Genomic DNA, 21,615 nt, shown 5'->3' with positions numbered 1-21,615 from the left:
GTCAAGCTGACCAAGGAATGACGCCAGCACACCGGTGTGTCTCGGTCTGGCGGGCCTGACGGCAACGGGCCGTGGCCCTACGCCAGCGTGCAGCGTCATGAATACCCAACAAAAACGGCCCCCGCTCCGAAGAGCGAGGGCCGCGAAACTGGTGGGTCGTGTAGGATTCGAACCTACGACCAATTGGTTAAAAGCCAACTGCTCTACCAACTGAGCTAACGACCCAATCATGGAGGCAATCAGCCTGACCATGCACAGGTTCGGTTGGTGGGTCGTGTAGGATTCGAACCTACGACCAATTGGTTAAAAGCCAACTGCTCTACCAACTGAGCTAACGACCCTTCCGAACGGGTGCAGATATTACGGATATGCCCCTTTAGACGCAAGCCTTTTTTTCATTACCTGCGTTTTCTTGTCCCTCGGGGCATATCCGTGGGGCACCTCTACGCTGCACCCGGCCCAGGACCGGGCTCGCCTTCGCGCTACCAACATCAGCCCTTGCGGGTAGGCTTACCACCACGCTTCATGGTCTGTACCGGACGGCGCTTGTGCTTGTCACGGCTCCAACGGTTCTTTTCATCAGGGGTCAGCTCAGGCACCTTGCGCGACTCAAGTCCCGCCACGCTGGCAAGATCGTCCACCTCGTCCTGGGACAGCTCCACCCACTCTCCGGCCTTGGCGCGCTTGTCGAGGAAGATGTTGCCGTAGCGCACACGCTTGAGGCGACTCACGGTGAGGCCTTGCGACTCCCACAAGCGTCTGACCTCACGGTTACGCCCTTCCATGATCACTACATGGAACCAGGTATTGATGCCCTCACCGCCGAACTCCTGCACGTCGGTGAAGCGTGCCGGGCCATCTTCCAGCATCACGCCGTCGACCATGGCCACGACATGCTCGCGCTTGACCTCTCCCATGACGCGAACCGCGTATTCGCGTTCGACCTCGGTGGAAGGGTGCATCAAGCGGTTGGCCAGCTCGCCGTCAGTGGTGAACAGCAGCAAGCCGCTGGTGTTGATGTCGAGTCGCCCGATGGCAATCCAGCGCTCGCCCTTGAGACGCGGCAACCGGTCGAACACGGTACGACGCCCCTCCGGATCCTTGCGCGTGCACAGCTCACCCTCCGGCTTGTTGTACATGATCACTCGGCGCGGCACCTCATCGGCCGCGCGCAAGGTAATCGGCCGATCATCAAAGCTGACTCTATCGCGGGCCTCGACCCGATCGCCCAGAGTCGCCACCGTGCCATTGACCTTGACCCGTCCATCGGAGATCGCGGTCTCCATCTCGCGGCGGGATCCCAGGCCGGCACGGGCCAGCACCTTTTGCAGTTTTTCGCTGGTGGTCGTCATTCATCGTTCTCGCTTTCTGTGGGTTCCACCCCCGAGGCAGTGTCATCGTCGACGCGGCCCCGGGCGCGTTCGGACAGCCTGGCTTCAAGATCGGCGAAGCTCAGCCCTGCCCGCTCGGACGCCTTCCCGGCGTGCTGCTCGTCGGCCATCCCGGCCGTCGTGTCGGCGCCCTCAATGGGCGCCTCGGTTTGATCGCCTGCCGCCCCCTCAGCCGTCCCAGCGTTCTGGTGAGGGATGTCTGCCTCATCCCGTCCTTCGCCTTCCTGAAGGTTATCCTGAAGGTCCTCCTGGAGATCATCCTCCACAGGCTCGTCGGCCTGGGAAAGCAGCGCGGGAGGTGGCGGAGGCGGCTCATCCTCGGTATCAAATTCCTCGAACTGCTTTAGTTCATGCATCGGCGGCAGTTCATCCAGCGTCTTGAGGCCGAAGTCATCAAGGAAGCTGCGGGTGGTGGCGTAGACCGCCGGACGGCCCGGTACATCCCGGTGTCCCACCACACGAATCCAGCCCCGGTCCAGCAACGTCCGCATGATCGAACCGCTTACGGTCACGCCGCGCACCTCTTCAATATCGCCGCGGGTGACCGGCTGACGGTAGGCAATCAGCGCCAGCGTTTCCAGCAGGGCGCGGGAATATCGCTGGGGCCGCTCGTCCCACAGCCTCGCCACCCAGTTGGCCAAGCGCGGACGAATCCGCAGCTGGTAACCCGAGGCGGTCTCGATCAACTCCATGGCACCACTGACGTGGCGCTCGGTCAGACGCTCGAGCGCTTCCTTGAGACGTCGTCTGGTCGGACGCTCATGATCGTCAAACAGCTGCTCAAGCCGGTCCAGCGCCAGCGGCTGACCGGCAGCCAACAGCGCTGCCTCGACGATCTCGTCCAGCGCATCGGGCGTTTCCATCACGCTCATGCGGGCTTGTCTCCCTCGCTCAGCCCCTCTCCGGTGGAGGCTGGTGCAGACTCATCGTAGGCATCACCGTGCCCATCGTCCAAGCTATCCTGGCCGGATATGTCGTCGTCCAGCATCTCATCTTCCACCCCCCCTTCCTCGAATGGCTCGACATCGAACGCGCTTTCGCCGTCATCGTCGAGCGCCTCGTAGGGGTCTTCTTCCTCGTCGCCGGCCAGTCTCGCTCGAACGTGGATCGGTGACATCGGTGCATTCTGCACAATTTCGATCATCGCTTCCTTGGCCAGCTCAAGGATCGCCATGAAGGTGACCACCACTCCGGCCCGGCCCTCCTCCAGCGAGAACAAGGCTTCGAAGGGCGTGTAGTGCTCATGGGTCAGGCGCTCCATGATGGCCAGCATGCGCTCGCGGGTGGACAGCACCTCGCTCTCGATCTGGTGCGCCTGGTTGAGTTCGGCGCGACGCAGGATGCCCGCCAGGGCACCCAGCAATTCGTCGAGTTCCACCTCGGGGTGGATGACCCGCGACTCCACCGGAGGCAGTACCGCTCGGGCCGGAAACCAGTCGCGACCTATCCGCGGAAGCTCGGCCAACGCTTCGGCCGCCAGCTTGAGCCGCTCGTATTCCTGCAGGCGCCGAATCAGCTCGGCACGAGGATCTTCGTCTTCATCGCCGTCTTCACTCTTCGGCGGCCGCGGCAGCAGGGTCCGCGACTTGATCTCGGCCAACATCGCCGCCATCAGCAGATACTCGCCCGCCAGCTCGATCTCCATGGCCTTCATCAGCTCGACATACTCGATGTACTGATGGGTAATGGCGGCGACATTGATCGACAAGATGTCGAGATTCTGGCGGCGAATCAGATAAAGCAGCAGATCAAGCGGTCCCTCGAACGCCTCGAGAAACACCCGCAGCGCCTCGGGGGGAATGTAGAGATCTTCGGGTAATTCGGTGATCGGCTCATCAAACAGCCGGCCCAATGCCTGCACCTGGGTCGGCGCAGACGCCGTGTTCGCTGAGGAAGCATCCTCCCCCCCGGCATCGTTCTCGCTGGTTGTCGGCAAATCACTCACACACGTGAACCTGGTCGCGTTGGATCTGGCCCCGATGTGAGACCGACATGAAAGAACTACCGCTGCGTTACCGATCGCCCAGTTTATCAAGCTCTGCGCGTTCTGGCTAAGCCGAGACCGATGCCCGGAAGCGTCTGCTCAATAGCCTTGAGCCACGACGACAGGGACGGTCGTTCCCTGGCTGCAGACGACAGCGCATGCTCCGCGCTGCCTGCGCTTTTGCACTCTTGCACTTTTACACTACGGCACTACTGCGCGCTGTCGGCGGTGCGGTAGCGACCACGGTAGTCGAATAATTTCTCGCGAATCTGCCAGTGCCGCCCCACCTTGCGCCCTACCACAAAGTCCGGCGCTCTCAGCCGGTGCTGATCGTCGCAGACCTGCTGCGGCGTCGACGGCGCCAGTTCTACCCCAGGTGCACGGGCGTGATCACGCAAAAAGATCGCCGTAAAGGCCCTGCGCTGTGCCGGCGTTTCCAGCGCGAACCACTCCGACAGACTGGCGCCATCTTCGTCGTGATAGGTGACCTTGAGCCGAGGCAGGCCACGACCGTTGGTGGTCGCCTCAAGCTGCATGCCCGAGACTCGGAGCACTCTGGCATCCTTCAGCTTGAGCGCGTCGCGCAGCTTGTCATCGGCATCCACCAGCAACGCCTGACACCCATGGCAGCGTCGCGCCGCAATATCGTTCTCTGCGCCGCAGTCGCCGCAGGTCTTGAAGCGGAAGCGGAAATCGCACTGCCTTGCACCTGGCTCCGCCTGCGTCAACGCCTGCCCCTGGGCATCGACCAGCCCCTGACAGCGCCGACCGAAGTGCTCGATCACCAGTTCGCCATCGCGCTTTCCCCAGAAAAGGTTGGCATGTCCGCACTGCGGGCACGCCACCTGAACCGGCTCGCTATCGCTGTCTGGACGCGGGCTCCCCACCTCAGGCGCGTACAGGTCCCAAGGGTTACCGGCATAGTCCAGGATCAGGCAGTCCTGCTTGCCCGGTGAGAGACGCAGCCCACGGCCGACGATCTGCTGGTATAGACCGACCGACTCCGTAGGCCTCAGGATCGCAATCAGGTCTACATGGGGCGCATCAAACCCGGTGGTCAGCACCGACACATTGACCAGATACTTGAGGCGTTTGGCCTTGAACGCATCGATGATCCGGGTGCGCTCGTCCCCAGCGGTGGCTCCGGTGATCAAGGCGGCGTCCGCCGCGGGCAGATAGCCCAGAATTTCCTCAGCGTGGGCTACGCTGGCCGCGAACAGCATCACCCCCTGACGATCGGCAGCGCGCTCCATCACTTCACTGATGATGCCAGGCGTCGCACGGTGACCTGCCACGACACGATTCAGGTCCTCTTCGCGGTAGATACCGGTGCTGCCAGGCACCAGTCGGGAAAAGTCGTAACGTGCCACCGCCGCATCAATCTTGACCGGCTTGGCCAGGTAGCCCTGGCGTACCATCAGCCTCAGCGGCTGTTCGAACACACAGTCGCGAAAGAAGCAGTCTTCATCCCCCCGCACCATGCCATGGTGATGACGATGATAGAGAAACCCCTGCCCCAGCCGATAAGGCGTCGCCGTCAGGCCCAGCACCTTGAGCGACGCGTTGCGCTGACGCAGGTGATCAATGACCCGATGGTAGGAAGACGAGGCCTCCAGCGACACCCGGTGACACTCATCGATCACCAGTAAGGTAAAAGGCCCGTGGGCGTTCTGTTCATCACTGACGGCATCCAGATGGCGCACCACCGACTGCACCGAGCCAAACACGACCTGCCGTGCACTTTCCTTGCGGCCAAGGCCGGCGCTGAAAATATCTGCCTCCAGGCCGTAGGCCAGATACTTTGCGTGGTTCTGTTCCACCAGTTCCCGCACATGGGCAAGGACCAGCACACGGCCCTTGGCCAGACGTGCCAACTCAGCAATCACCAGTGACTTGCCACTGCCCGTGGGCAGCACCACCACGGCGGGGTCATCGCTACGACGAAAGTGACTGACCACTTGCGCCACGGCCTGCTGCTGATAGGGGCGCAGTGTCGGTGTGCTTATTTGGTCAAATTTCGCACCAGCTACCGCCATTCGCGCAACACTCCTCTGCCGAGTTCGGCATGTCTTGATCTAGCGCAGGATACTTAACCCGTTCGATTCGTAGCATGGAGCGCCTGCGCGTGCGTGCCGAAGGGATAAAGGCCGCTATCGAAGGCGATGCTGCCACCGGCATCTCGACAATGAGCGTCGTCAGGGTCCCCATCAGGGCACCCAGCGACGCGAGCCACCGCAGGTCATCCCACCAGGAAGGCGATGCACTCTACGCCATCTTGGTAACCCGTCACAACAGGCTGACAGCCGGGCTCTCCCAGCCCAGCTGCGTCATCCATGTCGGCACCTCCCGCCGACCACCTTGTCCCCTTACCAAGGACCCCTTCATGATCCTTCGCCACTTTCGCCAGCTGGCTACGTGTTTCGTCATCGCCGGGTTACCGCTGCTGCATGGCTGCAGCGAAGAAACGCCTGCCCTGACCAAGCAGGTGACTCGACCGGTCAAGTTACTGACCCTGGACGAGATCGGAAACAGCTCGATGAGCGCCTACCCCGGCGTCGTCGAGGCATCAGAGCGTACCGACCTGTCCTTTCGGGTCGGCGGCGAACTCAAGGAGCTGAATGTTCAAGCAGGCCAGGTCGTCAGCAGCGGCGAGCGGGTGGCCCTGCTTGACGACCGTGATGCTCGCAACGCCCTGTCCAACGCTCAATCCAGCTATGACCTGGCCCAGGCGACCTACCACCGCATGCAGGTCTCGGTGGAAAAGGGCGCCATCAGCCGCGCCGCCTTTGACGAAGCTCGCGCGGCCTTTCTCTCGGCCCAGGCCCAGTTCGACCTGGCCAAGGATCAGCTCGACTACACCGAGCTGAAAGCTCCCTTCGATGGCGTCATCGCCAGTGTTCCCGTCGACAACTTCCAGGTCATCGCCCCCCAGCAGACCATCGCGGTACTACAGCAGCCGGGCAATATCGACGTGACCTTCGAGCTGCCGGAACAACAGGTGCGCCGCCTCAATCGGGAGCGCATTCGCGATATCCAGAGCCGTGACGCTTCCCTGGCCTGGGTGCGTCTGGGTAACGATCCACGCCGTTTCCCGGCGCGCTACAAGGAGCACGACTCCCGCGCGTCAAGCGGCACCCTGAGCTACGAGGTCAAGCTGACCCTGCCCACCCCCGATGACGTCAACGTTCTGGCGGGCATGAGTGCCGTGGTGGAGATCGACATCAACGCCCTGACCGGGGACAGCGAGGGCCTGTGGCGGGTGCCTCTCGGCACCGTCGTCACCCTTGAGGATGCCCCGGACAACACCGTGGTGTGGCGCTACGTGGCCGACGACGAGACCGAAGGCCATGTCGAAGCCGTCGCGGTCGAGGTGCACACCACCAATGACGATGGCGTCTTCATCGCCGGTGATCTCCAGCCGGGAGATCAGCTGGTCACCGCAGGCTCCCACCTTATGCGTGACAAGCTGACGGTCACTCCCTGGGTCCAGGAAGCGGGGCTCTGACCATGATCGGCTATTTTCTACGCAACAGGACCATCAGCTGGATGATCACCCTGCTGCTATCGGTAGGCGGCGTGGTCTCCTTCCTTGGCCTTGGCCAGCTCGAATTCCCTGACTTCACCATCCGCATGGCGCTGGTCAGCACCGCCTACCCTGGCGCCACCCCACAGCAGGTCGAAGAAGAAGTCACCCTGCGGCTGGAAAAGGCCATTCAGGAGATCCCAAACCTCAAGCGGGTCAGCACGGTCAACAGTGCGGGCCTGTCCCAGATCACGGTGGAGCTCGACACCGATGTGCAGGGTACCGCCCTGCCCCAATACTGGGACCTGCTCAGGCGCAAGATCGGCGATACCCAGGCCAGCCTGCCGCCCGGCGCCGGCCAGTCGCTGGTGGTAGATGACTTCAGCGACGTCTACGGCCTGCTGCTCAACCTGTCCGGCGACGACTACAGCCTGTATGACCTGAAGAACCAGGCCGACTTCCTGCAGCGGGAGCTGCGCCTGGTCGATGGCGTCAAGAAGGTGGTCATTGCCGGCGACCGGCCCGAAGAAGTCACCATCTCGCTCAATCGTGAGCGCATGCAGGCACTGAACATCCCGCCAGATGCACTGATCGCCCTGCTTAACGCCCAGAATGCCGTGGCCGATGCCGGCAGCGTGCGTCGTGACGGCAAGATCATCTCACTGCAGCCTAGCGGCGAGTTCAAGAGCGTTCAGGCGCTGGAGGATCTGATCATCGGGCGCCCAGACGCCAACCCGGTCCACCTGGGCGATATCGCCACCGTGACGCGTGGGCTGACGGACCAACCCGGGCAGCTCTATCACGCCGACGGAAAACCGGCGATCTCCATCGGCCTGTCCTTCGTTTCCGGCGTCAACGTGGTCAAGGTAGGCGAGGCCGTGGATGCGCGCCTGGCCGAGCTAGAATCCCGCCTGCCACTGGGCATGGAGCTGACGCCGGTCTACCACCAGCCCGAAGTGGTCCAGGAAGCGGTATCCGGCTTCGTCATCAACCTCATGGAATCGGTCGGCATCGTCATCGTCGTTCTACTGATCTTCATGGGCGTGCGTTCGGGCCTGCTGATGGGGCTGATCCTGACCATCACCATCCTCGGCACGCTGATGCTGATGGCCGCCCACGGCCTGCAATTGCAGAAGGTCTCCCTCGGCGCGCTGATCATCGCGCTGGGCATGCTGGTGGACAACGCCATCGTGGTGACCGAAGGCATGCTGATTGGCCTTGGCAAGGGCAAGAGCAAGCTCGCAGCGGCCAAGGAAGTGGCTGGCCAGAACTGGCTACCGCTGCTGGGTGCCACCGCCATCGCCATCACCGCCTTTGCTCCCATCGGTCTGTCGCCGGACGCCACTGGCGAACTGGTCGGTTCACTGTTCTGGGTGTTGTTCTACTCGCTGCTGCTCAGTTGGGTGACCGCCCTGACGCTGACGCCTTTCTTTTTCGACATGTTCTTCAAGGACGCACCGGCGGACGCGGAGCAGACAGACAGCGATCCCTACAAGGGACTGATCTTCGTCATCTTCGGCTGGCTGGTCGACAAGGGCATCCGCTTCCGCTGGCTCACCATCGCTACTTGCATCGGCTTGCTCGTCGGCGCCTTCGCACTGTCCTCCAATATCAAGAATGCCTTCTTCCCCGACTCCACCACGCCACTGTTCTTTGTCGACGTGTGGATGCCGGAGGGCAGCGATATCCTCGAAAGCGAGCGGATCGCATCCCAGCTGGAGGCCCAGGTGGCCAAGATGGATGAAGTGGTCCACGTCACCGGCGTCATCGGCGGCGGCGCCCAGCGCTTTACCCTGACCTATTCGCCGGAGGACCGCTACGCCAGCTACAGCCAGCTGATCGTCGAGACCGACGACCTTAACAGCAGAGCCCAGCGCATGGCCGACATCATCACCCTGCTGCGCGATGAATACCCTCAGGTACAGTACAAGGTCCAGGCACTGCAGGTGGGGCCATCGGCCAAGGCAAGTCTGGAGGCGCGGATCTACGGACCTGATCCTGACTCCCTGCGTACCCTGGCCACCCAGGTCAGCGACGTGTTCCGTGCCGATCCGCTGGTCGACAGCATCCGATTGTCCTGGGGCAATCGGGTGGAAGAACTGACCCCGGACTTCCTTGAACAGCAGGCCCGCCGCGTGGGCGTCACCCGCCAAGCCCTGCATCAGGCGCTGCTGATTCACAATGACGGTCAGGTCGCCGGGGTCTACCGCGAGGGCTCTGACCTGATACCCATCGTCCTGCGTGACGAAGCCTCCCAGCGCTACGGACTCAATGACCTTTCCAGCCTGAATGTGTGGAGCGCCGAACAACAGAAGTACGTCAGCGCCGGGTCCGTCATGGGGCCGCTGCAGACACGTCTGCACGACCCATTGATCAAGCGCCGAGATCGTCAACGCATGCTGGCCGTGTACGCCGAACCGCTGCCGCTGTCCGGCGAGACGGCGGCCAATATCCTGGCCAGGCTGCAGCCGAAGATCGAGGCGATCCCATTGCCTGAGGGCTACCACCTCGGCTGGGGGGGCGAGGACGAAACCTCACGGGATGCCAAGGAAGCGCTGTTCAAGCTGCTGCCCCTCGGCATTCTCGGCATGTTCATCCTGACCATGCTGCTGTTTGGCAATCTGCGCCAGTCGCTGGCGATCTGGTCCATCGTGCCGTTGACCGTCATCGGCATCGTCGGCGGTCTGCTGGCATTCAACGCCCCCTTTACCTTCATGGCGCTGCTCGGCACCCTCAGCCTGGTGGGCATGGTGCTCAAGAACGCCATCGTGCTGGTAGAGGAAATCAAGATCCAGATGGGTGAGCACGATGCGCCCTTCGACGCGATCATGGCCGCCGCCATCAGCCGGGTACGTCCCGTCTCCATGGCCGCGATCACCACCATGTTGGGCATGATTCCGCTGTTCGGTGACGCCTTCTTCGCGTCCATGGCAGTGGTCATCGTGTTCGGCCTGGGGGCGGCGACACTGCTGACCCTGGTGATTCTGCCCGTGATCTACGCCACCCTATTCGGCATCTACCCGAACACACCGGCCCGAACCGCCACTGCGGGCTGACCACAAGGGTGAGTCCCCAGTGATAACGCGGGGGGTAGCGTCAACGACAGGGCCCCGGCGGTGCTTGTGCACCGCCGGGGCCCTGTGCCGACTGCCGGAGCAACGCTCCCTGGACAGCGCTCAGTCGAACCGCGGCGGTCTGCCATCCAGGCGGGCACGGCGGTTTAGCTCGCGCTCAGTCAAAGCGCGGCGGTCTGCCATCCAGGCGGGCACGGCGGTTTAGCTCGCGCTCAGTCAAAGCGCGGCGGTCTGCCGTCCAGGCGGGCACGGCGGTTTAGCTCGCGCTCAGTCAAAGCGCGGCGGTCTGCCATCCAGGCGGGCACGGCGGTTTAGCTCGCGCTCAGTCAAAGCGCGGCGGTCTGCCATCCAGGCGAGCACGGGTTGCCTCGCGCTGTTCCTGCCCTGCCAGCAGATTGCGCTGGAGCTCGGCCTCCATCGCCAGACGCCCGCGCTGGTCGAGACCGGGGGCTTCACGCCACAACTTGCGCGCGGCGGCCACCGCCTTGGGCGAGCGTCGCGCCAGGTCGCCCGCCAGCTCAGCCGCGGCATCCCGCGGGTCCCCATCCAGGCGCGACGCCAGGCCCAGTACCATGGCTTCATCGCCGGCAAGATGACGCCCGGTCAGCATCATGTCCTGAAGGATATCGTGGCGCAGCCAGGCGGCGGTTACGCTGACCCCCATGTCCGCCATCAGCCCCCACTCGATCTCCGGCAACGCCAGGATCGCCTCGGGATGAACAATCCGAATATCTGCCCCCAGCGCCATCTGCAGGCCTGCCCCATAGACATGGCCATGCAGCGCCGCCACCACCGGTGCGCCCAGCTCGCGCCAGCCCAGCGCCAGACGCTGAGCGGGGTTGATGCCGCGGGCATCCGGGCTCAACAGCCAGGCGATGCGCTCCGGGGACGCCACGACCGAGGCCACGTCGAGACCAGAGCAGAAGCTTTCGCCCTCACCACTGAGCACCACCGCGCGAACCCCGACACGCTCGGCAAGCCACTGCTGGGCATCCAGCAGAGCGTCGATCATCGGGGGGTCCATCGCATTGTGACGATCTGGTCGCTCAAGGTGAACGCTGGCCACGTGGTTGGCCAGGGTCACGCTCAGGCGATCATGGAAACGGCGCTGGGTGGGAGGCGACATGGGGGCTCCATCTGAAAAAGACCGATATCGGCAGCATCAAACTTGGCACCTGTTGCGTAGCAGCACAAGCTCAAGCATCAACCTTTCCAGCGAGTCATCATCGCCAGCAACGACAACGCCGCCCGAAGGCGGCGCTATCACAGGGTCTAGCAGACACGCTGAGTCCTGAGAGGGACCTGGTTCAGCCCAGCCACACCCGCGCATTGCGGAACAACCGCAGCCAGGCGCCATCCTGAGACCACTCTGACGGACGCCAGGAGTTGGTCACGGCGCGTACCACCCGCTCGGGGTGCGGCATCATGATGGTGACGCGGCCATCCGGTGTCGTCAGTCCGGTGATGCCGGATGGCGACCCATTCGGGTTGGCCGGGTAGCGCGTTGTGCACTGGCCGTAGTTATCGGTATAGCGCAATGCCACCTGCCCCGAGCCCTGCATGCTGCGCAGGTGGGCGCTATCGCGGAACTCGGCACGCCCCTCACCATGGGCCACGGCGATAGGCAGTCGCGATCCTTCCATCCCGGCCAGCAGGATCGACGGTGTCTTTTCTACCTGAACCATGGCCACACGGGCCTCGAACTGCTCCGACTCATTGCGCACGAAGCGCGGCCAGCTCTCGGCACCGGGAATCAGTTCCTTGAGCTGCGACAGCATCTGACAGCCATTGCAGACGCCCAGCGAGAAGCTGTCCTCACGGGCAAAGAAGGCGGCAAACTGCTCGCGAGCGCGCTCGTTGAACAACACCGACTTAGCCCAGCCACCGCCCGCGCCGAGTACGTCGCCGTAGGAGAAGCCACCGCAGGCGGCCAGCCCCTTGAACTCGTCCAGACCCACGCGCCCTTCCAGCAGGTCGCTCATGTGCACATCGACGGCCTCGAAACCGGCCTTGTCGAAGGCCCAGGCCATCTCCAGATGCCCGTTCACGCCCTGCTCACGCAGGATGGCCGCACGGGGGCGCGCCAGATTGACGAAGGGCGCCGTAATGTCCTCGTCCACATCAAAGGTAGGCGTGGCGCTCAGCCCGGGATCACGGGTATCCAGCAGGTTGTCGAACTCGTTCTTGGCGCACTCGGGGTTATCACGCAGGGCCTGCAGACGATAGCTGGTCTCGGACCAGGTACGCTGAGTCAGCTGGCGCGTGGTCTCGAGCAGCGGCTCCTCGAACAGCGTCACACGAATCTGGTCGTCGTAGCGAGGACGGGCGATGACGCCGCAGGTTTCGATCCCCGCCGCCGCGAACTGCGCCAGCACCTCTTCGGTGTGCTCACGGCTCACCTGGATGACGGCGCCCAGCTCTTCACTGAACAGCGCATTGACCGCCTCGGAGGCTTCATCGATCAACCAGTCCAGCTTGATCTCGAGACCGGCGCGGCTGGCAAAGGCCATTTCCAGCAGGGTGACGATCAGGCCACCGTCGCTGCGATCATGATAGGCCAACAGGCGGCCATCGGCGTTGAGCCCCTGGATCACGCTGAAGAACGCCTTGAGGTCCTCGGCATCGTCCAGGTCAGGACAATCGTTGCCAACCTGGCCATAGACCTGAGCCAGTGCAGAGCCACCGAGACGGTTGAGGCCGGCGCCCAGGTCGATCAGCAGCAGGTCGCTCTCGTCCTGATCCAGGCGAATCTGCGGCGTCAGCGTCTTCATCGCGTCGGTCACCGGGGCAAACCCGGTGATCGCCAGGGTCAGCGGCGAGGTGACGGCCTTCTGCTCGCCATCCTGCTCCCAGGCCGTGCGCATGGACATCGAATCCTTGCCGACCGGTACCGCAATACCCAGCGCCGGGCACAGCTCCATGCCTACGGCGTGCACGGCGTCGAACAATGCCTGGTTCTCACCGACGTGGTCGGCAGCACTCATCCAGTTGGCGGACATCTTGATATCGCCCAGCTTGGCGATGGGGGCCGCCGCCAGGTTGGTGATGGACTCGGCTACCGCCAGTCGCGCGCTGGCCGCGGGGTTGATCAAGGCCACCGGCGAACGCTCGCCCATGGCCATGGCTTCACCGGCATGGGTATCAAAGCTGGCGGTGGTCACGGCCACATCGGCCACCGGCACCTGCCACGGACCCACCATCTGGTCGCGCGCCACCTGTCCGGTGATGGAGCGATCGCCGATCGTGATCAGGAAGCTTTTGGACGCCACCGTCGGCAGTCGCAGCACTCGGTCCAGGGCTTCGCGAAGGTCCAGGTTATCGAGCATGACGCCCGGTAGCTCGAGGCTATTGCGCTCGAATTCCCGCTGCATTTTCGGCGGTTTGCCGAACAGAACGCTCATGGGCAGATCAACCGGGCGCGTATCGAAGTGGCCATCCACCACGGCCAGATGATGCTCGGCAGTCGCTTCACCGACCACCGCGTAGGGGCAGCGTTCGCGCTTGCACAGGGCGTCGAAGGTCTCGAGATCTTCGGGGGCCACCGCCAGCACGTAGCGCTCCTGGGCCTCGTTGCACCAGATTTCCAGCGGGCTCATGCCCGGCTCGGCGTTGGGCACTTCGCGCAGGCTGAACAGTCCACCACGGTCGCCATCCTTGACCAGCTCCGGCAAGGCATTGGACAGTCCACCGGCGCCCACGTCGTGAATGAAGCAGATGGGGTTGTCTTGACCCAGGGCCCAACAGCGGTCGATGACCTCCTGGGCACGTCGCTCGATCTCTGGGTTGTCGCGCTGGACCGAAGCGAAGTCGAGATCAAAGCTGGATGAGCCCGAGGCCATGGAAGAGGCCGCGCCGCCGCCCAGCCCGATGAGCATGGCCGGGCCGCCCATCACGATCAGCTTGCCGCCCACCGGGATCTCGCCCTTGGCAACGTGTTCATCACGAATGTTGCCGTAACCGCCAGCGATCATGATCGGCTTGTGGTAGCCACGACGCTCGATGCCGCCGGCGCCCAGGGCGTCCTGCTCGTAGGTACGGAAGTAGCCCGTAAGGTTGGGACGCCCAAATTCGTTGTTGAAGGCGGCGCCACCGATGGGGCCCTCAAGCATGATGTCCAGCGCGGTGACGATCCGCTCGGGCTTGCCGTAGTCGAAGGCTTCCCAGGGCTGCACGAACTCGGGAATACGCAGGTTGGACACGGTAAAGCCGGTCAGGCCCGCCTTGGGCTTGCCGCCGATACCGGTGGCGCCTTCATCGCGAATCTCGCCGCCAGCACCGGTAGCGGCGCCCGGATGCGGGGCGATGGCGGTGGGGTGGTTATGAGTCTCGACCTTGGTCAGGATGTGGATTGGCTCCACCTTGCCGCCATAGCTGGCACGCTCTCCGTCCTTGCCGGTCAGCGGCGTGGGATAGAAACGTCGCGCCTCGCTGCCCTGGATGACGGCAGCATTGTCGCTGTAGGCGGACAAGATCCCCTCAGGCGAGGCCTGATAGGTGTTCTTGATCATCTTGAACAGCGAGTGGCTCTGGGCTTCACCGTCGATCAGCCAGTCGGCGTTGAAGATCTTGTGACGGCAGTGCTCTGAGTTGGCCTGGGCGAACATCATCAGCTCGACGTCGCTGGGGTTACGCCCCAACTCGACAAAGGCGTCGACCAGATAGTCGATCTCGTCCTCGGCCAGGGCCAGGCCGAGCTCGCGATTGGCGGTTTCCAGCGCGCTGCGGCCGCCTTCAAGAACGTCGACCTGGCCGAGCGGAGCCGGCTCGTGGTGGGCGAACAGGGTCGCCGCATCGGCGCTATCATGCAGCACGGTTTCGGTCATGCGATCGTGCAGGCCAGCGACGATGGCATCAAAGTGTGCTTGCTTGAGCTCACCGCGGACGCTCAAGCGGTAGCGAACACCGCGCTCCAGACGTTTGATCTGGGTCAAGCCACAGTTACGGGCAATGTCGGTGGCCTTGGACGACCACGGGGACTGGGTGCCAACCCGCGGCACCACCAACAGCGTCAGGCCTTCCACGTCGGATTCCTGTTGCGCCGGACCGTAGTCGAGCAACCGTGACAGCAGGGCCTGCTCGTCAGCGTTGAGCTCCTCCCCCACATCGGCAAAGTGCACGTACTCGGCGTGCAGTGCCTCGATCTCGGGGACGGATGCACGCAGTTGAGCCAGCAGCTTGGCGTGACGGAAGTTGGACAGGGCGGGCGCTCCGCGCAGTTCGAGCATATCCAGGAGCCTCTGAAGGTCAGCGATAAAAGAAGGGGCCGCGGCGGGCGAGACGACATATGATACTGGAAACCGGCGGGTGCGAGAAATCGTCGCGGATGACAGTTTCGCAGGGGCTGGGTAAGGTGGGCGCTCCACGGCCAGCGATGTCTTACGATGAAGGACGGTTTACGTCACGCGCGACACCTGCGCACCCTTGTCACCATCGGCCTGGGCCTGGTTCTCGCATGCTGGCCCAGACCGCCCGTGCCCCCCTCCGACGTCACGCTGCAGCGAGTGCTGGAGCGCGACTTCATCACGGTGCACACCCGCAACACCCCTTTCACTTACTACGAGGGACGCCAGGGGCCCACTGGGTTCGAGTACGAGTTGATGCGGCGTTTCGCCGATCGCCTCGGGGTCAGCCTGAATCTCAGCGATGATCACCACGTGCAAAGCGTCCTCGACGCGGTGCGTGATCAGGGAGACCTGGGCGCCGCCGCGCTGCCGCTGGACCCGCTGGCACCGGGGCTGATGTTCTCGCGTCCGATTCTGTCGATGCAGCCCATGGTCGTCTACCGGCGTGACCTGCCACCGCCAGACGAGCTTGATGATCTGCTCGAACTGAACATCGGCATCGCCAAGGGCACCGGTATCAGTCGCGTCATGCACGAGCTGCAGCAGCGTCGTCCACAGCTGAGCTGGAAGGAGGCGGAGGACCTGGAAATCGCCGCCCTGCTGCGCCGGGTCGAAGATGGCGACCTTGACGCCGCAGTGGTCTATGCCCACCAGTTCCGGCTCAACCGCTTGTTCTTCCCTGAGGTGGAAGATGGCTTCGATGTCGGCCAGCCGGTCACCATGGCCTGGGCCTTTGCCTCCCTGGACGGTCTGGCCCTGGTCGAACAGGCCAACGCCTTTCTGGAGGATCTGCAGGACAGCGGTGAGCTGGACCTTCTTGTCAGCCGCTACTTCGGCCACGATGACTATCTCGAGTATGTCGGTGCCCGGGTCTTCATCCACCACGTCAACCAGCGCCTGCCCCGTTACGATGAACTGTTCAAGCAGGCGGCAAGAGAGCAGCACTTTGACTGGAAGCTGCTGGCCGCAGTGGGGTATCAGGAGTCCCATTGGGACCCGGAAGCGACGTCACCCACCGGCGTCCGCGGCCTGATGATGCTGACCAATGCCACCGCCGAGGAAGTCGGCGTGGCCAATCGCCTGGACGCGGCCCAAAGCATCGAGGGAGGCGCCCGCTACTTGCGCAGCATCGAGGAACGTCTGCCTGACTCGATTCGCGGCGATGACAGACTGTACATGGCCCTGGCGGCCTACAACGTCGGCCTCGGGCACCTCTACGACGCCCGTGATATCGCCCGTATGCGGGGTGGCAACCCGGACCACTGGCGAGATGTACGCGACGCGTTGCCACTGCTGCAGGAAAGCCAATGGCACAGCAAGACCCGCCATGGCTACGCTCGGGGTGGCGAACCGGTGATCTATGTGCAGAATATCCGCCGCTATCTTGAGATCCTCGATTACGTCGACCGCAGCCAACAGCAGTTTCACAAGCTGAATGCGCGCTTGCCGGATCAGGCGGATTCCGAGATCTTTGAACTCGTTCCGCCGATGCCATAGGACACCCCTGCCAATGTCGCGAATCGCCCTGGTCCTCACCCTGCTGGTTGCTGTGCTGGCAGCGACGGGCCTGATCATCAAGCCAGTGATGATCCAAGACCAGAGCTATATCGCCAGTTGGTCGCTGTTGCTCGCGGTGAGCCTGGGGCAAGCCGCCTGGTACTGGCGGGGGGTGCGGCTGTCTGCGGTCTGTCTGCTGCCGGTGCTCGCCGTGCTGCTGTTGGGCCTGGCCAGCTACCTGCTGCCCGAGGGACTGTTTCCTTACGCCACGCTCGAGCACTGGGCCGCGCGCCTGCCCGGCGTCAGTGGTATCGACAGCCTGCGTCCTCCGTTGATCGAGCTGTTCATTCTGCTGGCGCTGGCCGGAGGAGTGCTCGGACGCACACGTGCCAGCCTGGCCACGCCGCTGCTCCAGTCACTGTCACTGCTGCTGCTGATCACCGAGCTGTGGCTCGTGCTCAACGGCCACACCGACTCCCCGCAGAATCTTGCGGGCACCCCCGCCAGCATGGCGCTGCTGACGCTGCTTCTCGGCGCCCAGTTCAGCGGCGTCGTCGCCGGCTGGCGTCATACCCGTCCCAGCATTCTGCGCAGTCTACTACCGTCCCTGGCACTGGTCTTGGTGACCATACTGGTGTGGCACCAGCAACGGCTGTACGAAGATCGCAGGCTGCAGGCCCAGATGCAGGAAGAGACGGAGCGATTGTCGGAGCAACTGAGCAACGAGGTGACGGCCCACCTTGAAGCGGTACGTCGCTTTGCCAGCTTCTGGAGCCTGCTCGACGTGCAACCTACCGCGACACAGTGGCAGCGCCAGGCAGAACGCTACCATCGTGACTTTGCCTACTTCCTCAACATTGCCTATATCGACCCCGACGGCACGATTCGTTACGTCTACCCCCGGGACGACGCCAACCTCGCCATCGTCGGGATCAATGCGCTGGACGTTAACCGCCCCTATATCGACGCCTTGTCACGGGCGCTGCGCGAGGGCGAGGAGGGGCACACCGGCGTCGTGCCCTTGCTGCAGGGAATGCCGGGCATGATCTACTACCTTCCCATCATCAGTGACCGCACCCAGCAGATCACCGGGGCAGCCGCCATGGTGCTCAGCCTACCGGTGCTGGCCGATCAGCTGTACGCCGCAACGCGCCTGAACCGCGAGCATAACCACATGCGCCTGGCCGTTGCCGACGATGTGATCCGGGACTGGCCGATAGCAGAGACACCCGGCCCCTGGACCCACGACAGCGTCATCGCCGTGGGACGTCACGAACTGGTGGTATCGCTCAGCGCCTCCTCGGCGTACCTGCTGGCTCAGCAGTCACGCCAGCCGGCCGCCAGTCTCAGCATTGGCTTGTTGCTGGCCTACCTTTTGTACATGGTGGTCTTCGGCCACCACCGCATGTCCGCGCAGCACACCAGCATGTTCCGCTCCAACGAGGAATTGCGTCGGGAAGTGCGCCACCGAACCCAGCTTCAGCGAGAGGTGGAATGGCTCGCCGGCCACGATGAGTTGACCCTGTTGCCGAACCGACGGCTGTTTCTCACCACCCTGCAGCGTGAACGACAGCAGCGTCCCCTGGCGGTCCTGCTGTGTGATATCGATCACTTCAAGAGCATCAACGACCAGCTGGGCCACCAGGCCGGTGATAAGGCCCTGCGCCGCTTCGCCAGAGTCGGGGCCCTGGCGATACCGGCCGATGCCGTGCTGGCACGCTACGGAGGTGAGGAGTTCGTGGTTCTACTGGTCGGGGAGGATGCCGACAACGCCCTGGAAATCGCCGAGACCCTACGCCAGGCGGTGATGCATAGCGGCATAGAGCATGCCGATGGTCGCCCCATGACGGTCAGCGTTGGCGTCGCGACCCACGACGAACAGACTCTGGTTCCCGAAGATCTGCTGCATCGCGCCGACGTCGCGCTCTATCGTGCCAAGCGTAATGGGCGCAATCGTACTGAGACCGACGCCTAACTTGACAAGGATCAAGCCACCGCCAAGTAAATGAGGGTTATGGAGGCACGAAGACATTAGGTTGCTTACCATTGGCGCATGACCGCTGAAATTTGCCGATACGAGCACACCAGCCGATACGGGAAGGTTCAGCGACCCGCACTGACAAACTGCATCTGACATGTCTTCCCGGAGCCACATCATGCCCCCCCTGCGGATTCCGCTGACGCTCGCCGCTCTGGCGCTATCTGTAGCCGGGCTGTGGGCAACGCTGGTAGTGTCAGATACAGCCTTCGGCGCCTCATCGACCGGCACCGCACTTTGTCTGGCGCTGTTGATCAGCCTGGGCCAACTCGCCTGGTACCGCCAGCGACTGTGGCTCAGCCAGTGCCTGCTGGTGCCATCACTGATGGTGATGCTGATGATCCTGTCGGGCTATCTACTGCCCGTACCGTGGTTATCCGCTCCGCTTTTCGACCAACCGTTGGCGCTGGCTACATCGCCGCCACGCTGGGGCTTTAGCCCACCCAGCCTACTGGATACCCTGCTGTTGACCTGCTTGAGTCTCAGTCTGCTGCTGCGTACTCGGGCAAGTCTCGGTGCGCCGCTCATGCATGCTCTGGCCGCGTTGGTCTGGTCGATGCTGGCCTATCTGCAATGGTGGCCTGGAGCCATGAATCCCCTCGCGCCGTTGGCCGGTCCATGGCTCCTTGCGGTGGCAGCACTGCTACTGGTCACCCAAGTGGTTACCGTCGTCACCGGATGGCGTAACGCCTTGCCCAGCGTTTTGCGCGGCCTGGGGCCAGCTTGTCTGATCGCCGGCATTGCCACGGGGGTGTGGTATCTGCAGGAAAGCGAGGCCAATCATCAATTGATGGACCGGGCCCAGCGCGAGTCGGATCGTCTTGCCCAGCAGATCACCTCAAGAATCAATGAAAAGCTGCTGGCCGCGCGTCGCTTGCGCCTGGACTGGGAACTCGACGGAGCGCTACCGGACCCACTGCGCTGGCAAGCGCAGACCCAAGCCTTTCTCGCTGACTTCCCCAACCTTGCCTTCATCGCCTTGGCAGGCCCAGAAGGCAGGTTGAGACGGTTTCAGTCCACAGGTCACACCGGCCTGGATCGCGACGCTGCTCGCCATGTCGGCCTGCTGATGCCAGACGCGCAAGACTCCGCAACATCCCCCCGTGAGAGCGCCTCTGCCGTGCTGACCTTGCCGGACGGTGCACGTGGCATCATCAGCTTCCTGCCGGTCATGTCGTCCTCCAGCCATCAGCCGCTGGGCACGATCTGGCTGGCCTTCGACCTGGACCGGCTGACCACTCAGGTCATGCCTGCTGAAGCTCGCGACGGCCGTGTCTGGCAGGCCACGCTATGGTCAGACAAGCGTCCGGTGTGGCGTCTTCCCGGCCCAGATATAGAGGGGCCCTGGTCTGTCAGCAGTACAGTGAGACTCTTGACGCACCCCCTGCGACTGGAGATTCGCCCCAGCCACGCCCTCCTCAGCCAGCTCAAGCTGCACTACCCTGCTGCCTCGCTGTGCGCCGGTTTCATTGTGGCCTGGCTGCTGTATCAGCTGCTCTACAGCCGTCACCAGCAGCGTCAACAGCACCACCAGATCGCCGACACCAACACTGAGCTACGTCGCGAGATGCGTCGCCGTTCGCGACTGCAGAAAAACATCGAATGGCTGGCAGACCATGACGACCTGACAGGACTGTTGAATCGCCGCAAGTTTCTGGCGAGCTTGCCGAAAAGCGCCTCACAGCAGCCGCTGAGCTTACTGCTGTGCGACCTGGATCACTTCAAGAGCATCAACGACCAACAAGGCCACCAAGCGGGTGACCGGGCACTCAAGCGATTCGCCGAGACCGTTCGTAGACAGCTGCCCGAGGATGGGCTCGCCGCCCGCTACGGGGGAGAAGAATTCGTCATCTACCTTCCTCAAGGCGACGCAGCGAAGGCCAGAGAGTGGGCTGAGTCACTGCGTGAGGCGGTTCAGTCCAGCGGCATACAGCATGTTGATGGCCGCCCACTGACCGTCTGCATTGGCCTGATCACGCAGGCCCAAGGCAGCGTTGCGCCCAAGGATCTGTTGCATCAAGCGGACCTGGCGCTTTATCGGGCCAAGCGAAGGGGACGCAACCGAGTGGAGGAAGCCCCAGCGGCCCCCGAGGGAGCTGTCCAGAGCACAGACCTTTACGCTGAGCCCGGTGGCTGACGCCAGCCGCTGACGTACTTGAGTTGCCTGCCACCGGCTTCAGCTAGCGTCCTGCCCCTTGTGCGGATCAGCCGCGGCGCGGCGCTCCACGAAAAAGGCCTTCAACAGTCGAGAGGCGCGACTGGCCAGGACACCGCCTTGCACCTCCACCCGGTGGAAGTGCCAGGGCTGGTCGAACAGATTCGCCTTGGACTCGACCATTCCCGAGCGTGGCTCACTGGCGCCATACACCAGGCGGCGAATGCGCGCGTGAATGATCGCGCCGCTGCACATCATGCAGGGTTCCAGCGTGACGTACAGCGTGCACCCTTCCAGACGATAATTGGACAACGTGACGCCTGCGTCTCTTAGCGCCTGGACCTCGGCATGGGCGCTCGGATCATGACGGGAAACGGGGGAGTTGAATCCTCGGCCGACGATGTTTCCCTCGGCATCCACCACGATCGCCCCCACCGGCACTTCTCCCGCGCGCCCCGCCTGCTCAGCAAGCTCTAGCGCTCGGTGCATATAGAATTCATCACTGCGCAAGATGGGTCTCTCCCGTAAACTGGTCAACAAGCACATTACTGATTTCTGATCGCCGCGGCGAAGAACACCTTGTCGCAGCGGTCATCGACAGGCCGGTTTCA

Annotated in this window: 12 protein-coding genes and 2 tRNA genes; 5 read left to right on the top strand and 9 right to left on the bottom strand. The window is 63.3% G+C overall.

What is annotated here, in order from left to right; all coding sequences use genetic code 11:
- Positions 1–149: 149 nt before the first annotated feature.
- The 6 genes from KUV72_RS00870 to KUV72_RS00845 form a co-directional block, all read right to left on the bottom strand.
- Positions 150–225, bottom strand: a tRNA-Lys gene (locus KUV72_RS00870).
- A 40-nt stretch (positions 226–265) separates the two neighbouring features.
- A tRNA-Lys gene (locus KUV72_RS00865) sits at positions 266–341 on the bottom strand.
- Between the two features lie 150 nt (positions 342–491).
- Positions 492–1,352, bottom strand: a complete 861-nt coding sequence (gene rluB, locus KUV72_RS00860) for a 23S rRNA pseudouridine(2605) synthase RluB (RefSeq protein WP_222237124.1) — start codon at positions 1,350–1,352, stop codon at positions 492–494.
- Positions 1,349–2,263 carry an SMC-Scp complex subunit ScpB gene (gene scpB / locus KUV72_RS00855; protein ID WP_222237123.1) on the bottom strand — a complete coding sequence of 305 codons (915 nt, stop codon included), beginning with the start codon at positions 2,261–2,263 and terminating at the stop codon, positions 1,349–1,351. The genes rluB and scpB overlap by 4 nt, the downstream gene beginning before the upstream one ends.
- The gene (locus KUV72_RS00850; RefSeq protein ID WP_222237451.1) at positions 2,260–3,252 is read right to left on the bottom strand and encodes a segregation and condensation protein A; all 993 of its coding nucleotides are present in this window, start codon (positions 3,250–3,252) and stop codon (positions 2,260–2,262) included. Before KUV72_RS00850 ends, scpB begins: the two co-directional genes overlap by 4 nt.
- Before the next feature lie 332 nt (positions 3,253–3,584).
- Positions 3,585–5,411: a DEAD/DEAH box helicase gene (locus KUV72_RS00845; protein WP_222237122.1), complete on the bottom strand. Its 1,827-nt coding sequence runs from the start codon at positions 5,409–5,411 to the stop codon at positions 3,585–3,587.
- A 347-nt stretch (positions 5,412–5,758) separates the two neighbouring features.
- Here KUV72_RS00845 and KUV72_RS00840 point away from each other — a divergent pair, with 347 nt between their 5' ends.
- Together KUV72_RS00840 and KUV72_RS00835 are read left to right on the top strand one after the other, a co-directional pair.
- Complete coding sequence (locus KUV72_RS00840; RefSeq protein WP_222237121.1) at positions 5,759–6,880, top strand: efflux RND transporter periplasmic adaptor subunit; 1,122 nt, start codon at positions 5,759–5,761, stop codon at positions 6,878–6,880.
- 2 nt (positions 6,881–6,882) lie between these two features.
- Positions 6,883–9,954 carry an efflux RND transporter permease subunit gene (locus KUV72_RS00835; protein ID WP_222237120.1) on the top strand — a complete coding sequence of 1,024 codons (3,072 nt, stop codon included), beginning with the start codon at positions 6,883–6,885 and terminating at the stop codon, positions 9,952–9,954.
- A gap of 340 nt (positions 9,955–10,294) precedes the next feature.
- On the opposite strand, the gene KUV72_RS00830 is transcribed toward KUV72_RS00835, so the two are convergent.
- Together KUV72_RS00830 and purL are read right to left on the bottom strand one after the other, a co-directional pair.
- Positions 10,295–11,098, bottom strand: a complete 804-nt coding sequence (locus tag KUV72_RS00830; protein WP_222237119.1) for a crotonase/enoyl-CoA hydratase family protein — start codon at positions 11,096–11,098, stop codon at positions 10,295–10,297.
- A gap of 181 nt (positions 11,099–11,279) precedes the next feature.
- The gene (purL, locus tag KUV72_RS00825) at positions 11,280–15,197 is read right to left on the bottom strand and encodes a phosphoribosylformylglycinamidine synthase (RefSeq protein ID WP_222237118.1); all 3,918 of its coding nucleotides are present in this window, start codon (positions 15,195–15,197) and stop codon (positions 11,280–11,282) included.
- 156 nt (positions 15,198–15,353) lie between these two features.
- On the opposite strand from purL, the gene mltF reads away from it, so the two are divergent.
- The 3 genes from mltF (at position 15,354) to KUV72_RS00810 (ending at position 20,986) form a co-directional block, all read left to right on the top strand.
- The gene (gene mltF, locus KUV72_RS00820; protein WP_206940059.1) at positions 15,354–16,811 is read left to right on the top strand and encodes a membrane-bound lytic murein transglycosylase MltF; all 1,458 of its coding nucleotides are present in this window, start codon (positions 15,354–15,356) and stop codon (positions 16,809–16,811) included.
- A gap of 13 nt (positions 16,812–16,824) precedes the next feature.
- Positions 16,825–18,786, top strand: coding sequence for a sensor domain-containing diguanylate cyclase (locus KUV72_RS00815; protein WP_222237117.1), 1,962 nt, complete (start codon positions 16,825–16,827; stop codon positions 18,784–18,786).
- Positions 18,787–18,967: 181 nt separating this feature from the next.
- Entirely contained in the window at positions 18,968–20,986 is a 2,019-nt protein-coding gene (locus KUV72_RS00810) for a sensor domain-containing diguanylate cyclase (RefSeq protein WP_222237116.1), read from the top strand.
- 39 nt (positions 20,987–21,025) lie between these two features.
- Here KUV72_RS00810 and tadA read toward each other — a convergent pair whose 3' ends face one another.
- Positions 21,026–21,514: a tRNA adenosine(34) deaminase TadA gene (gene tadA, locus KUV72_RS00805; protein ID WP_222237115.1), complete on the bottom strand. Its 489-nt coding sequence runs from the start codon at positions 21,512–21,514 to the stop codon at positions 21,026–21,028.
- Between the last annotated feature and the right edge of the window lie 101 nt (positions 21,515–21,615).

Origin of the sequence: Halomonas sp. DP4Y7-1, from assembly GCF_019800705.1 — a bacterium.
Classification (GTDB): Bacteria; Pseudomonadota; Gammaproteobacteria; order Pseudomonadales; family Halomonadaceae; genus Halomonas; species Halomonas litopenaei_A.
Note: the sequence above shows the minus strand (reverse complement) of the source record. Positions and strands in the feature narration are given on the sequence as shown.